General features: G+C 70.2%; 13 protein-coding genes. 6 read left to right on the top strand and 7 right to left on the bottom strand.

What is annotated here, in order from left to right:
- The first annotated feature begins 81 nt into the window (after positions 1 to 81).
- The 3 genes from ACZ59A_RS31845 (at position 82) to ACZ59A_RS31835 (ending at position 2,928) form a co-directional block, all read left to right on the top strand.
- Positions 82 to 1,296: a sialidase family protein gene (locus tag ACZ59A_RS31845; protein ID WP_470965854.1), complete on the top strand. Its 1,215-nt coding sequence runs from the start codon at positions 82 to 84 to the stop codon at positions 1,294 to 1,296.
- A complete protein-coding gene (locus ACZ59A_RS31840) occupies positions 1,289 to 1,993 on the top strand; it encodes an SDR family NAD(P)-dependent oxidoreductase (RefSeq protein WP_470965852.1) in 705 nt (234 codons plus the stop codon). The genes ACZ59A_RS31845 and ACZ59A_RS31840 overlap by 8 nt, the downstream gene beginning before the upstream one ends.
- Positions 1,994 to 2,130: 137 nt before the next feature.
- Positions 2,131 to 2,928, top strand: coding sequence for an endonuclease I family protein (locus tag ACZ59A_RS31835; protein WP_470965849.1), 798 nt, complete (start codon positions 2,131 to 2,133; stop codon positions 2,926 to 2,928).
- A 12-nt stretch (positions 2,929 to 2,940) separates the two neighbouring features.
- Here the strand turns inward: ACZ59A_RS31835 and ACZ59A_RS31830 are convergent, their stop codons facing one another.
- Positions 2,941 to 3,573 (bottom strand): ScbR family autoregulator-binding transcription factor, encoded by a 633-nt coding sequence (locus ACZ59A_RS31830; protein ID WP_470965846.1) that lies wholly within the window; start codon positions 3,571 to 3,573, stop codon positions 2,941 to 2,943.
- 109 nt (positions 3,574 to 3,682) lie between these two features.
- On the opposite strand from ACZ59A_RS31830, the gene ACZ59A_RS31825 reads away from it, so the two are divergent.
- A complete protein-coding gene (locus ACZ59A_RS31825) occupies positions 3,683 to 4,621 on the top strand; it encodes a ScbA/BarX family gamma-butyrolactone biosynthesis protein (RefSeq protein WP_470965844.1) in 939 nt (312 codons plus the stop codon).
- 303 nt (positions 4,622 to 4,924) lie between these two features.
- The gene (locus ACZ59A_RS31820) at positions 4,925 to 5,602 is read left to right on the top strand and encodes an HAD family hydrolase (protein ID WP_470965840.1); all 678 of its coding nucleotides are present in this window, start codon (positions 4,925 to 4,927) and stop codon (positions 5,600 to 5,602) included.
- Between the two features lie 28 nt (positions 5,603 to 5,630).
- Here ACZ59A_RS31820 and ACZ59A_RS31815 read toward each other — a convergent pair whose 3' ends face one another.
- The 4 genes from ACZ59A_RS31815 to ACZ59A_RS31800 all read right to left on the bottom strand — a co-directional run bounded on the left by ACZ59A_RS31815 (position 5,631) and on the right by ACZ59A_RS31800 (position 9,626).
- Complete coding sequence (locus tag ACZ59A_RS31815; protein WP_470965837.1) at positions 5,631 to 6,131, bottom strand: hypothetical protein; 501 nt, start codon at positions 6,129 to 6,131, stop codon at positions 5,631 to 5,633.
- A gap of 83 nt (positions 6,132 to 6,214) precedes the next feature.
- A complete protein-coding gene (locus tag ACZ59A_RS31810) occupies positions 6,215 to 7,198 on the bottom strand; it encodes an SCO0930 family lipoprotein (RefSeq protein ID WP_470965835.1) in 984 nt (327 codons plus the stop codon).
- Positions 7,199 to 7,392: 194 nt separating this feature from the next.
- Entirely contained in the window at positions 7,393 to 8,904 is a 1,512-nt protein-coding gene (locus ACZ59A_RS31805) for an NADH-ubiquinone oxidoreductase-F iron-sulfur binding region domain-containing protein (protein WP_470965832.1), read from the bottom strand.
- Positions 8,901 to 9,626 carry a hypothetical protein gene (locus ACZ59A_RS31800; RefSeq protein WP_470965829.1) on the bottom strand — a complete coding sequence of 242 codons (726 nt, stop codon included), beginning with the start codon at positions 9,624 to 9,626 and terminating at the stop codon, positions 8,901 to 8,903. Before ACZ59A_RS31800 ends, ACZ59A_RS31805 begins: the two co-directional genes overlap by 4 nt.
- A gap of 511 nt (positions 9,627 to 10,137) precedes the next feature.
- Between ACZ59A_RS31800 and ACZ59A_RS31795 the strand changes: the two genes are divergently transcribed.
- A complete protein-coding gene (locus ACZ59A_RS31795) occupies positions 10,138 to 11,316 on the top strand; it encodes a PucR family transcriptional regulator (protein ID WP_470965827.1) in 1,179 nt (392 codons plus the stop codon).
- Between the two features lie 60 nt (positions 11,317 to 11,376).
- Here the strand turns inward: ACZ59A_RS31795 and ACZ59A_RS31790 are convergent, their stop codons facing one another.
- Positions 11,377 to 12,192 (bottom strand): RNA polymerase sigma factor, encoded by an 816-nt coding sequence (locus tag ACZ59A_RS31790; RefSeq protein WP_470965824.1) that lies wholly within the window; start codon positions 12,190 to 12,192, stop codon positions 11,377 to 11,379.
- Positions 12,193 to 12,368: 176 nt separating this feature from the next.
- The gene (locus tag ACZ59A_RS31785) at positions 12,369 to 13,916 is read right to left on the bottom strand and encodes a DUF1996 domain-containing protein (protein ID WP_470965821.1); all 1,548 of its coding nucleotides are present in this window, start codon (positions 13,914 to 13,916) and stop codon (positions 12,369 to 12,371) included.
- Between the last annotated feature and the right edge of the window lie 13 nt (positions 13,917 to 13,929).

Genomic DNA, 13,929 nt, shown 5'->3' with positions numbered 1-13,929 from the left:
CCGGGGTGGGGCCAGGGCGGGGCGTACCGGCCGGCCGATGACGTACATCCGTACCACCGCGACCTTGAGGAGCCCGGCGCCATGACCGCCGACCATGACACCGCGATACCGCCGACGGACGGGCGGCTCCGGCCGCGGCCGGGTGACCCGGCGCGCCAGGAGGCGTTCCTGCCCGCACCGGCCGTCCAGAACCACGCCGCCAACCTGACCGTGCTGCCCGGCGGCGACCTCGGCTGCGTATGGTTCGGCGGCACCCAGGAGGGCGTACCGGACATCTCCGTGTGGTTCTCCCGGCTGGCACCCGGGTCCGACACCTGGTCGGAGCCGGTCCGGCTCTCCGACGACCCGGCGCGCTCCGAGCAGAACCCGCTGCTGTTCCCCACCCCGGCCGGTGAGCTGTGGCTGCTCTACACCGCCCAGCAGGCGGGCAACCAGGACACCGCGGAGGTCCGGGTGCGGGTGTCCGGCGACAACGGGGAGACCTGGGGCGCGCCGCGCACCCTCTTCCCGGCCACCGACGAGGGCGGGGTGTTCATCCGTCAGCCGATCGCGGTGCAGGGCGACGGCCGGTGGCTGCTGCCGGTGTTCCACTGCGTGTCCACGCCCGGCGCCAAATGGGTGGGCGACCATGACACCAGCGCGGTGATGATCAGCGACGATCAGGGCCGTACGTGGCGGGAGCGGCCCGTGCCGGGGTCCACGGGGTGTGTGCACATGAACGTCCACCCGCTCCCGGACGGCACGCTGCTGGCCCTGTTCCGCAGCCGCTGGGCCGACGCGGTGTACCGCTCGCACAGCACGGACGGCGGGGAGAGCTGGAGCGAGCCGGAGCCGACCGAACTGCCCAACAACAACTCCTCCGTGCAGTACGTCCCGCTCGGCGACGGACGGCTGGCGCTGGTGTACAACCACAGCAGCCGCGCGGACGCGACGGCCCGCCGGACCTCGCTGTACGACGAGATCGACGACGACGGGCAGGCGGGCGACTCCCCGGCCGCCGCGCCCGCACCGGCCGCGCGGGCCGAGGACGCCCCCGGCGCCTTCTGGGGCGCGCCCCGGGCGCCGATGACCCTCGCGCTGTCCGCCGACGGCGGCCGCACCTGGCCCGTACGGCGCGACCTCGACACCGGCGACGGACACTGCCTGACCAACAACTCACGCGACCGGCTCAACCGGGAGCTGTCGTATCCCACCATCCGGCAGACCCCGGACGGCACGCTGCACATCGCCTACACATTCCACCGCCAGGCCATCAAGTACGTCCGCGTCCACCCGGACTGGGCGGCCGATGTCTGAGCCCCTGGGCGAGCCCCGCCACGCGGTGGTCACCGGCGTCAGCTCCGGCATCGGCGCCGCCGTCGCCACCCGGCTGCTGGACGAGGGGTGGCGGGTCACCGGGATCAGCCGTACGGCCCCGCCCCACGGACACGCGCTGCTGCGCTGGCTCCCGGCCGACCTGTCCCGGCCGGAGGAGCTGCCGGAGGCGCTCACCCCGATGGCCGAGGGCGGCCCGCTGGACGCCCTCGTCCACGCGGCGGGTGTCCAGCGCTCCGCCCGGCTGGGCGAACTGGACGCCGAGGACGGCTCCCTCATGTGGCGCATCCACGTCCAGGCGGCCACCGTCCTGGCGGACACGATGGTGGACCGGGTCCGGGATGGCGGCCGGGTGGTGCTGGTGGGCAGCCGGACGATGACCGGCGTACCGGGCAAGAGCCAGTACGCCGCCACCAAGGCGGCGCTGACGGGCCTGGCCCGGTCGTGGGCGGCCGAACTGGCGCCGCGCGGTATCACCGTGAACGTGGTGGCGCCGGGGCCGACGGACACCCCGATGCTGCGGGACCCGGGCCGCAGCCGTACCCCGCCCGTCCTGCCGCCGCTCGGGAGGCTCGTACGCCCCGAGGAGGTGGCCGGGCTGACGTGGTTCCTGCTGGGCCCGGAGGGCGGTTCGGTGACCGGGCAGACGCTGGTGATGTGCGGGGGCGCCTCGCTGTGACAGCGGGGGCCGGGGGCTCGGTGCGGTCATGGCCCTGACACAGAACCTCTTCTTGATGTTCACCATTGGACGATCCTGTGTCTGACACGCTTTCGGGGATCGAACAACGGTCGTAATTCGGGGAGAGGACACCACACATGACCCGTGTGACCCGCTGGAAATCCCTGGCGCTGCTGGCCGGCGTCGTGACGGTCGCCGTCACGGCGCAGACCCCGGCCACTGCCGAACCCACCGCCACCGCGTACGACGACACGTACTACCAGGACGCGATGGGCAAGACCGGGGACCAGCTGAAGGACGCCCTGCACCAGATCATCAGCAAGGACGTCAGCAAGCTGTCGTACGACGAGGTCTGGGACGCCCTCAAGAAGACCGACGAGGACCCGGACAACTCCGCCAACGTCATCCTGCTCTACACCGGCCGTTCCCAGAGCAAGGACTCGAACGGCGGAAACGCCGACGACTGGAACCGTGAACACGTCTGGGCGAAGTCGCACGGCGACTTCGGCACCTCCACCGGCCCCGGCACGGACATCCACCATCTGCGCCCGACCGATGTCTCGGTCAACAGCACCCGTGGCAACAAGGACTTCGACGAGGGCGGCTCGGAGGTGGGGGAGGCGCCGGGCAACCGCACCGACGACGACTCCTTCGAGCCCCGTGACCAGGTCAAGGGCGATGTGGCCCGGATGATCCTGTACATGTCGGTCCGCTACGAGGGTGGCGAGGGCTACCCCGACCTGGAGCCCAACGACAAGGTCGACAACGGCAGCCAGCCGTTCATGGGGCGGCTCTCCGTGCTGAAGAAGTGGAGCGACGAGGACCCGCCGGACGCCTTCGAGAAGAAGCGCAACCAGGTCATCTTCGACGACTTCCAGCACAACCGGAACCCGTTCATCGACCACCCGGAGTGGGTCGCCGAGATCTGGAAGTAGCCCGGTCCCGGGTCAGGCACCCCGGGCCGCCGCCAGCAGCTCGGCGGTGTGTCCGGGGTGTCCGGGCCCGGCCCGCAGCGAGGGCAGCAGCAGGGTCCACAGTTCGGCCAGATGGTCCTCGACGAGTTGCCGCCCGTCGAGGGCCTCGGACACCGTGTGCAGGCCGAAGAAGGCGCACACGATGGTCCGGGCGGCGGGCAGCGGATCGACGTGGGCGGCCAGCTCGCCCTCGCCGTGGGCCCGTTCCAGCATGGCCCCGATGGCGTCGATCCAGCCGATGAACGGGGGCGGGAAGGGCGCCGCGATCAGGGAGCGCTCGGTCCACAGCCGGGCCCCCGCCCGCACCACGATGTCGTCGCGGAAGGCCCGGGCCACCGCGAAGCTGAGCCGGACGAGCTGCTCCAGGGCGGACACCTGAAGCCCGGTGTGCCGGTTGATCAGGGGCGGCCAGGTGGCGAAGTGTTCCTGCACCACGGCGAGGGCGAGTCTTTCCTTGCTGGTGTAGTGGAAATAAATGGCGCCACTGGTGTGACCCGACCGGGCGGTGATGTCGCTGATGCTCGTTCCGGCGTATCCGCGTTCGTCGAAAAGGGATGCGGCCGCTTCCAGAAGAGACCGGCGTGTTTGTTCGGCCCGCTCTTGCACGTGTTCGTCGTCCTATCAATCAGCCGGTCCGGTGTGACGGAGTGAACTTAGCGGACTTTCGGCCGGTGATGCTGGCGAGGACAGACAGGTCAAACATTATTAGTATTTTATGGTGATCGTTCGTGAGGCTCGCGGCCTTTCGGAACCGTCCGGTCCCACCGGGCGGCCGCTCAGCTGGTCCCGCACCGTGGCGCGTGAAGCGGTGCACCGCGTCTCGGTGGCCGAGGTGCTGCTCACCGACGTCCGCACGCTGGGTGACGGACGGTTCGAGGCGGCCGCCCAGTGGCCCCGGTCCCATCCCACGTTCCCGCACGGCGGGGACGGCCGGCACCACCCGCTGATGATCGCCGAGACCCTGCGCGAACTGGGAATCTACATCCCGACCCGGTACTACGCGGTGCCCGCGGGCGCGCACTTCCTGATCCGCGACCTGTTCTTCCGGCTCGACCCGGAGACCGAGCCCCGCGCCCCGTACGGGGCGACCGACATCACCTGCCGGATCGCGGTGACGGACGTCCGCACCGCGGCACCCTCCGGGCGGTTCGTGTCCGGGATGCGGCTCGACGTCGGCCTGTGGGCCGGTGGCCGGATCTTCGCGTGGGCCGGGGGCACCGCCCGTTTCCTCGACGGCACGGCGTACGCGGAGACCCGCTCCGCGCATTCGGGCCAGACCGCGAGGCGCCGCCTGCGTGCCGCCGTACGGCCCTCACCTGCGCAGTTGGGCGTATCAGCGGCCCGGGACGTGCTGGTGGTGCGGGACGGGGGAGTGGTGTATCTGGACCCCGCGGACCCCCGCCATCCGTTCTTCTTCGACCACTGGAGCGACCATGTGCCGGGGCTGGTCCTGCTGGAGGCCGCCCGGCAGGCCGCGGCGCTGGCCACCGGGAGCCTGCTGATCCGGCCCCTGGTCTGCCGGATGAAGGCGATCCGGTTCACCGAGTCCCTTCCGCCCGCCGTGGTCGAGTGCGTCTCCCACGGCAGGACGTGTGTCTTCCGGCTGCGCCAGGCGGACATCTGCACGGCGGTCGGTGTGCTCCAGTACGGCTGACCGCGCACCAGGACGACGAACACCCCGTGCGACGAACGCGACGCACGACGAACGTACTGAGCGACGAACGCTACGGGCGACGAACAAATCGCCGACGTTGAGTGACCTCTTGCTTACTCCGGGTCATCTCACTAACGTAGTGATCGTTATGTTTCGGGGCAGGCAATTCTTCGCCTGTACGGCTTTCCACATCGCGCCCGGCATTTCGCGCGCAGCGCCCCACGAGAATTCACCGCGCTGCTCCCCGTGGTTACAGGCAGCCCCTGCGCCGATTCCCCCCAGCTCTCCTGGAACGGCAGGCAGATGACAGCAGAAACGCTTCTCGCATGGACCCCCGCCGCCATCGTCTTCGACTGTGACGGCACTCTGATGGACTCCGAACGGCACTGGGTAAAGGCCCGCGAAGTGGTGCTCGCGGACTACGGGACCGTCACCGACGAGGAGTTCGCGCAGCGCACCAAGGGGCTCCACTACACCGAATGCGGCCGCATGCTGGCCGAATACGCCGGACTCCCCGATCTCGCCGACGAAATGACCCGGCAGCTGCTGAGCGCATTCCGCAGACTGGTGGCCGATGACCCGGTCACCATGCCGGGGGCGGCCGAACTGGTCCACAAGGCGGCGGCGTTCGCCCCGCTGGCCGTGGCGAGCAACTGCCCGCGCGACGTGGTCGAGGACGGTCTCTCCAAGGCCGGGCTGCTGCGCTACTTCGACCATGTGCTGGTCCCCGGCGGGGAAGTCCGGCCCAAACCCCACCCCGATGTGTATCTGGCGGCCGCCCGCCTGTGCGGTGCGGCCCCCGGCGACGCGCTCGCGGTGGAGGACTCCCACTGCGGCTTCCTGTCCGCCTCCCGGGCCGGGCTGAGGGTGCTCGGCGTGGGACCCCGTAAACCGGTCGACGAGCCTCCGCCGGTGGATCTGTGGGTCTCCACGCTCGCCGACCCCGACCTGCTCAAGTGGGCCGAATCCAGGGTGGCTTGAGCATTCTGACCCGAACACCGGTCACCGGTCAGTCCATCTTCATCCCGTCGTGGGACGTGGAACCACCCTGGGACTTCCCCCCACCGTGGTGCATCATCGAGCCCTGCTCGATGGCCCCGCCGAGCTTCGCCCGCAGCGGCTTGAGGGATCCCGAGGACTGACCGGTGACCGACCAGCGGGCGCCGACCAGATACATGCCCCCGTAGTCCTTCGAGGTGTTCAGCCAGTCCGTCTGGCCCTTCTTGGTGGCGAAGGTGACCATGGTGTACCGGTCGCCCTTGCTGGACTCGCAGTTCCCCTGGCGCAGTTCGTCCGCCTCGGTGACGATGGTCGCCTTGCAGCCGATGGCATCGGCGATCTGCGTCAGGGCCGCGGGCTTCCCGGGCTTCCCCAGCTCCTTGGCGGCGTGCGCCTTCTCCTTCTCCGACTTCTTTCCGTCGGCCTGGCTGCTCCCACCGCAGCCGCTCACGACGGCGCTCATCAACAGCGCCGCCGCGCAGAGCGCGGTGGCACGAAGTGCGCGTGACACATCAACCTCCCGTCGACATCCGGCGGGAGGCCCGGAGCGCAGCGCTCTTCGGACCTCCGCCGGGGTGGACCATCATGCCGTCTTTACTGGCCCGCCTTCTTGCCCTTGTCGGTCACCGCGAACCAGGTGCCCTTCACACCCTGTCCGTTGGTGTCCCCGGGCTTCTTGTCACCGGCGAAGGTGTACAGCAGCCAGCAGTCGAAGGCCGCCTGCTTGGTGCCGTCGGGGCGCTTGAAGGAGGTGACCTTCGAGGCGTCCACCCCGGCGACCTTGGTGGTGTCGACGGCCTTGACCGGCGCCCAGGTGTTCAGGCAGGCGGCGTCGACACAGGCCGTCTTCATCGGCCAGGCGCTGTCCTTGTCGAACCGGTAGACGGTCATGCCCTTGCCGTCCACCATGATCTTGCCGAGCTTGGCGTCGTTGGCGACCATCAGCTCCAGGGCGGCGCTCCCGGCCTTCTTGCCGGCCGGCTTTCCGTCCGGGGCCAGCGCGTTCCAGGTGCCGCCCACGCCCTGGCCCTTGGTGTCGCCCGCCTTGGTGTCACCCGCGTAGCGGTAGACCGGCCAGCCCTCCAGGGTCAGCTGCTCGGTGCCGTCGGAGCGCTTGACCTTGCCGAGCTTGCTGGCCTCGATACCGGTACCGGCGGTGGCGTCGTCGGCGGGCACCGGCGGCCACTTGGTGGCGCACGCGTCGTTGCAGTTGGACTTGGCGGGCTTGGGGGTGTCCTCGTCGAACCGGTAGAGGGTCATACCGGCGCTGTCGGCGACGAACTTGCCCAGCTTGGCGTCGTTCTTGACCGCGAGCTGCTTCGCCGAGCCCGCCGCGCCGCCCGCCGCGCCACTGCCCGCCGCCGCGCCGGTGTCGCTGCCCGCAGCCGAGCCGGCCCCCGCGGCCGCCGCACCCGCCCCCGCCGACGCCGAAGCACCAGCACCCGCCGTCTGGCTGCTGCCGCCCACGGGCTGGACGTTCGCGCTGCCCGCGGAGGTGTCATTGCTGCCACACGCCGCCGTCAGCATGACCATTGCCACGGACACTCCCGCGAATGCGATCTGACGCCGCTTCTCCATGACCACTCCCTGCGAATCCTCATCGGTGTCCGGCGGTGTAGGCGCCGACACCATGCCCATACGGAGCCCGTGCCGAGCGACGTTCAGCCAGTTAAAAATTTGTCACCAGACGCAAAAAACGCTGGATCCGTGAGCGCACAGCAAGCGACGGCCGTTAAGCAACGGCCGTCGTGGCGAAGGGACTTCGGGGCGGACTACTCCTCGATGCGCAGCGCGAGCGCCGGGCAGCGGCGCACCGCGCGCACCGCTTGGCCGCGCAGCTGGCGGGGCACATCCATCCGGGCGGAGGACGGATAGCCGTCGATGCCGAGCGTCAGCACCTCGGGCGGCAGGATGTCCGCGCACAGCCCGTGGCCCTGGCACAGCGACCAGTCCACCAGGAGCTTCTCCGTCGGGCCACGCTGCTGCCGCTCCGCGCGCGGCGGCGGGGCCGGACCGGGCGGCAGGGCCAGCGGCTGGGACTCCTCGGGCAGCGGCAGCACACCGATGGTGGGCCGCCCGCACCCGGAGCCGAGCGCATGGGCCTCGAACTCCTCGGGAAACGCGTCCAGCGCCGTGGTCACGAAACCGGCCGTGCCGTCGGGATGGCTGCACGCGCCCCGTTTGCGCACTGAATTGATGTACGCGCGCACATTGTCGATGGACGACTGGCCGCCGCCCCGCTCCACCTGGCCGATGGCGTCCGCCAGCGCGGGCAGCCCGATGAAGCAGGGGCCGCACTGGCCGGCCGTCTCGGCGGCCAGCCAGCGGGCCACCCGCGCGGTCTCGCCGAGCGGGCAGGTGTCCTCGGGAATGGGCAGCACCGCGCCCGCGCCCAGCCGGGCGCCGTACTTCTTCATCGACTCGCGCGAGATCGTGGTGGCGTTGATGCTCTTCGGGTCCAGCCACTTGCCGTGGTAGCCGCCCACCAGCACACCCTGGCCGGGGGAGAGCCCGCACAGATCCAGGATGTACGTCAGCGGCACCCCGGTCGGCGTCTCCATCACGTACTTGCCGCCGACCGTGAGCAACGTGGTGCCCGGCTCGGTGGGCAGCCCCACCGAGCGGTACGGCAGGGCGCCCATCCGCGCCGCGATGGCGAGCTGGGCGTAGGTCTCGGTGTTGGACAGCAGGGTGGGCAGCCCGCCCAGCCCGTTTTCGCTGGTCCGGATCTTCCGGCCGTTCGGGATGGCCGGGGCGCCGCTGATGCCGTTGATGACGGCGCCGCCCTCACCGGCCACGAACCGGTCGTCCGTGCGGTTCACCGACACCGGAACACCGCTGGGGCCGCGCTCGGCCACGGCGGCGTTCAGCGATTCCTCGACGTCCGCCCGGTGCACCGCGATGGCGACTTCCTCGGCGCCGATGGCCTCGGCGGCCAGCGTGGCGCCGTCGATGACCAGATGCGGCGTGTGCAGCAGCAGCGCGGTGTCCTTGAGACAACTCGGCTCGCCCTCACTGCCGTTGACCACCACGGCGCAGCGGCCGTCGCGTCGGCCTGCCGACTCGACGACCGCGGTGACCTTCTTGGCGAACGGGAAACCGGCCCCGCCGCGCCCGCGGAGATCGATGTTCTCCGCGAGCGCGACGAGTTCGTCGGCCCGCAGGGCGGGCATCGTGCCGTGCACCGTCAAGTGGCCGACCCGGTCGAGCCGGTAGGCCTCGTCCAGCCCGGCGAGCAGCCGGGGCGGATCGACACAGGCCAGCCTGGGTTTGGTCTTGATCACCGGTCCCACCCACGGGAGGCACCGAGCCGCTCACCGTCCCGTCGGCCCGAGTCGGCCGAGCGGGGGCGGGGAACAGTGGGCGCGGCGCGCCGGGTGCGGCCTTCATGGAGGCCACGGGCGGGCGGGTTCCTCACCGAGATGCCATCCCCTCGATCGTCGTCCTGAGTGCGCCGGGCCGCGAGCCGCATCCACAGCGCGATGGCCACTCCGGCGAGAGCCGCGATGTAGCCGTAGGTCGCCCAGATCTTGGCCTCACGACCGGCCTTCAGACCATGGACGAGCGCAAGACCCCAGGCGGGGTAGGCGCCCACGTGGAGCGCCCGCCACCAGCGGTAACGCCAGCGGGAGTTGCCCGCGGCGGCGAACGAGCTGCGGACCGCTCCGGTCACCGCCGCGATGACGAAGAGGTAACCGGCAATGGTGCCCAGCCCGATCAGCACCGGCTGCTTTGCGTCAGCGAACGGTAGCACGATCGAAGCTGCGTTCGTGTGGCTCTCGGCGACCTTCACCCAGATGTGAACGCCGAGAAAAAGGAGGCCGGCGACCGCGGCAGCCCGGTGGATGCCCTGGGCGATCAGCCGGTGGTTGGAGTGCAGGATCATCTGGTCGGTTGCGGCGAGCCCCCACAGCACCGCTGAGCTGAGGCAGACCAGGGCGAGCACCCCGGCGCCGAAGTCGAGGAACGCGAAAGTCTGGCTGAAAGCGCCAGCGTTGTACGTCACGATGAGGGACAGCACGAGGGTCGCGACGATAGCGTAGATGCGGATGTTCCGGGACCACCCGATTCCGGGCTGGTCCGGCCGAGTCCGGCGAGCGGCTCGTCGTCCTCCAGGTGCTTGGCGTCCCCCGTGGCGCCCCTGTGAGGGAGAAGGCGTTTGGGACATGGACATTGGAGCCTCCCGATCGCGCGTGTTCCGCGCGGATGACGAGATACGTCAAAGTCGTCTTGGGGGCAGCAGCTTCTCGGAACTACACGTGATCTCCATAAGATTTGTCGTAACGTGACAACTTCTCGTGTATGAACACTGCCCAGACCGTCTTCGGCTGATCCACTGTCATCCCGATGGCAAAGACCCGGCAAAGCGTCGGGACCGGTAGGGGCGAGGGTCCTCTATGAGGTGACGGAGGACCCTCGACTCCCTTTCCGGACCGGACGAGCCGGAGACGGAGGCAACCTCCACGGGTCCGACCGACCCCCCAACGGTCGGACCTCCCCCCGGCAAGAACGAGGTAATGATGGGCGAACTGGTGAACCGCATCTGGTCCCGCCCCCGTGGCGAGTGGACCCGCGTGCTGCGCAATGAGCTCCCGTCCCTGGCCGACGAGGTGGTTGAGAACCTCCGGCACAGAATCCCGGGATTCGCCGACCTTCTGGAGGACACCGAGCGCGAAAAGGTCCGCTGGGAAGTCGAGCAGGCTCTGCTGGCGGCGCTCGGCCACCGGAAGGCGGGCGAGGAGGGCGCCGGAACACCGGCCCTCTCCGACGCCGCGTACGGCGAGGAGCCGCCCACGGACATACCGCCCGAGCGGGCCCGGCGCGACCTCTTCGAGGCGCTGATCGGCGAAGTCCCGGTGTCCGAACGGACGCTGGCCGAGCTGTCCCGGGCGGCCCGCTGGCCGCTGCCGGAGACGGTCCAGGCCATCGCCCTGCCCACCCCGGGCGAGGCGCCGCCACTGGCCGCCGTACTGGGAGACACCCTCATCGGCGCCGTCGGCGACGAGTTGTGCCTGCTGATCCCCGACCCGGACGCGGACTCCGAACCCGCCCCCGACCAGGGAGCGGAGCGACTCCAGGACGGCGAACGGGACCTGGACCGGGAACCGGCCGCGGACCCCGGTGTCCGTGGCGCGCTGGAAACCGCGCTGCGCGGCCGGACCGCGTCCGTGGGCCATGTGGTGCCGCTCAACGACGCGGCGTCATCGGTCCGGTGGGCCCGGCGGCTGCTGACCATGGCCCCCGGCCGTGGCGGCCCCGAGCCCCGGGTGCTCTTCGTCGACGACCATCTGTCGATGCTGCTGCTGCTTCAGGACGAGTCCCTGGTCCGGGCGCTGGCCGCGCGCTGGCTCAAGCCACTGGTCGGGCTGACCCCCCGGCAGAGCGAACGGCTGCAGATGACACTGCTGGCCTGGCTGGAGGGAGGTGGCGCCCCCGAGGCGGCCAAGGCGCTGAAGGTGCACCCGCAGACCGTGCGGTACCGGCTGCGCCAGATAGAGAAGCTCTTCGGCCCGGGCCTGCGCGACCCGCGAATACGGTTCGAGCTGGAGATGGCGTTGCGCGGCCGCAGGCTGATGGCGCAGATGGACCGCATCCGGCGCCATGCGTCCCGGGTGAGCCGACGACCCCGCACCGGCGCTGCCCCAGGCGTCCGTCCGCTGGGAATCGCCCGGGAAGCACGCGTCAACGGACTCTGACCGCACCGGCACCACAAAGGACTGCCGACCGCGCTCGCGCGGTCGGCAGTCCGTGCGTGGTCAGCGAACCGACGGCGACGCTGGGGGAGTCGCCGTGCGGTTCGCGGTGGTGTTCGCCGTGCGCATCGCGGCGTTGAGGCCCAGCAATTCCTTGTACGCGTGGGCACAGAAGGCGCACTCGGCCAGATGGCGCGCGAGTGCGTGACCACGCACTCCGCCACGTCGCACCGAGGCGCCGAGCATCGCGCTGAAGTGGCGGCAGCGGTCGTTCGCCGCGGACTCCAGATGGGACTGCAGATACGACTCCCGCAGCCCCTCGCGGGCGCGGAACGCCAGCGAGGTGACCCCGCTGGGGGAGATGCCCATGAGGGACGCCACGCGCTGCGGGGGTTCCTCCTCGACCAGGGTGTGCCACAGCACGGTCTGCCAGCGCTCCGGAAGCCTGCGGAAACTGCGGACGAGCAGCTGGCGGTCCTCGCGCGCCACCAGATGCCACTGCGGATCGGCCGTGGGCGCGTACTGCCGCCAGGACTCGAAGTCCGCGGTCAGCAGGATCTGACGCGCGCCCTCGCTCCATTCGAGCGCCGTGTGACGCACGACGGTCAGCAGATACGGCCGCCACGGGCCCCGCGGGCCGCCACCCGCCCTGACCGCCTGGAACGTGCGGATGAACGCCTCGGAGGCCAGGTCCTCGGCGTCATGGAGCGCCCGGCAGCAGGTCCGGGCGTACGACAGCGTCGCCCGATGGTGGCGGCGGTACAGGATGTCGCCCGAGGCCGGGCTGGTGGCGCCCGAGGCGTACTCCTCCCTGAGCCGGTGGGTCAGCTCCTGGTCGGAGAGCGCACCGGGGCCGGTGGTGGCGGATACCCCACGCACGCACGGACCGCCCGGCTCCCACGTGGCGGGAAGGACCGGACGGTCGAAGTGGCCGGAGTGGCCGGGTTGGTGCCCGGCGGAGTCGTCGGCGGCCGCGTCACCCCCGGCACGAGGGTAGGACGCAGCGCGGCGCGCGCCGGCCTTGCGGCCGACGCGCGCCTGGTGTTCGCCACCCATCAGGTGCACTGCTGACCGCTGTTGATGCAGTCAACGGCCTTGCTCATGAGGTCATCCGGCATCACGTTGATGAAGTCGTCGTGATCGGTGATGGGCTTGTGCAACTGCTCGGGGAAACCGTCCACGGCGAACGGGGTGTCACCCGGGTTCTCGTAGCTGATGGTGTTCACCAGCTGCGGAATGGCCTTGGTGCCCTGCGGGCAGGAGCCGTCGTCGCCGGCGTTGGACACGTGGTCACGGTGGTTGGCGCTGTCGATGTTCTGGCCGTCCCAGCAACCCTGGAAGTCGAAGGTGCGCAGCAGGTCGCTGCCCTCGGGGCAGAGCGGGTACTTGTCCGTCAGCTGACGGTCCTCGAAGCCGCTGCAGCTCCAGGAGGCGTTGGCGTTGGCATCACCGTTGGTGAAGGCCTTGGCGTCACCGGTGATGATCCGGAGAAACTTCGGCATGGCCGTGACCTTGCTCTGGGCGTTGCCCTTGAACTCGATCTTGGACGCCTTGGGGGTCAGGATCGTGCCGACGTTGCCCTCCTGGCCACCGCCGAGCTGGTTGGCGTCGGCCTCGTCCTTGCCGTCCTGGAGGCGGACCACCGGCCAGTAGTAGGTCGACTTGTCACCGTTGGAGCAGGAGGTGCCGGCCTGCTCGAAGGTCTGGTTGTTGGCAAAGGCGTCGTTGGCGTCGTTGCCCACGTAGTCGTGCATGTGGTGGGCGCCGTTGGACACACCGGGGGCGACGATGACGTTGTCGCTGTTGCGCAGGCCCGCCTCGCCGACGCCGCACTCCGAGGTGAAGGTGCCGGTCGAGCCGTTGCCATTGGCCTGCGGCGCCTTCTCGGCGTTCGGCTGCACCTGGGTGATGTCGACGAAGTCGTTCTGCGCGGGGCCGTTGCCCGCCTGGCCACCGGCGTTGCCGGGCACGTCGTTGGCGCCCTCGCCGCCCTGCTGCTGGCCGCCCTGGTCGCCGCCCTGCTGCTGGTCGCCGCCTTGCTGCTGGCCGCCCTGGTCGCCGCCCTGCTGCTGACCGCCCTGCTGGCCCTGCTGCTGGTCACCCTGCTGGCCCTGCTGCTGACCACCTTGCTGGCCCTGCTGCTGACCGGCCTGCGCGACCTGCTGCATCTTGCATTCGCTCATGCCCTGCAGCTGGGCGTTCTGCCCGCCGCCCTGGCCCATCGCCTGGCCCATCTGGCTGAGCGTCTGCTGGCGCTGCTCATTGAGCTTGCTCAGCACCTCGTCGCCCGAGGCCTGGCCCTTGTTCATCTGCTGGTAGGCGGTGGCCACCTGGTTGTCCAGCTCACCGAGGCCCTTGGCGACCTTGGCCTGGGAACCCTTCGGCACATCGCCGCTCAACTTCTGGCTCACGTCGGGGCAGTTGATCGTGCCACCGGCGGATTTGGCCGATACGGCGCCACCTTGAGCGGAAGAATTCTTGTCACCGCTTGCGGACGCGTTCGCGGTGATGATCGCGGCCCCGCCGCCGCCAAGTGCCAGAGCGGCGACGATGGCGACCGTTTTGTTCTTGAACCGCCCGCGCTTGTGGGTCTGTTGCCTCATGAGATCACTTCAC

Source organism: Streptomyces sp. NPDC040405, from assembly GCF_055595765.1.
Note: the sequence above shows the minus strand (reverse complement) of the source record. Positions and strands in the feature narration are given on the sequence as shown.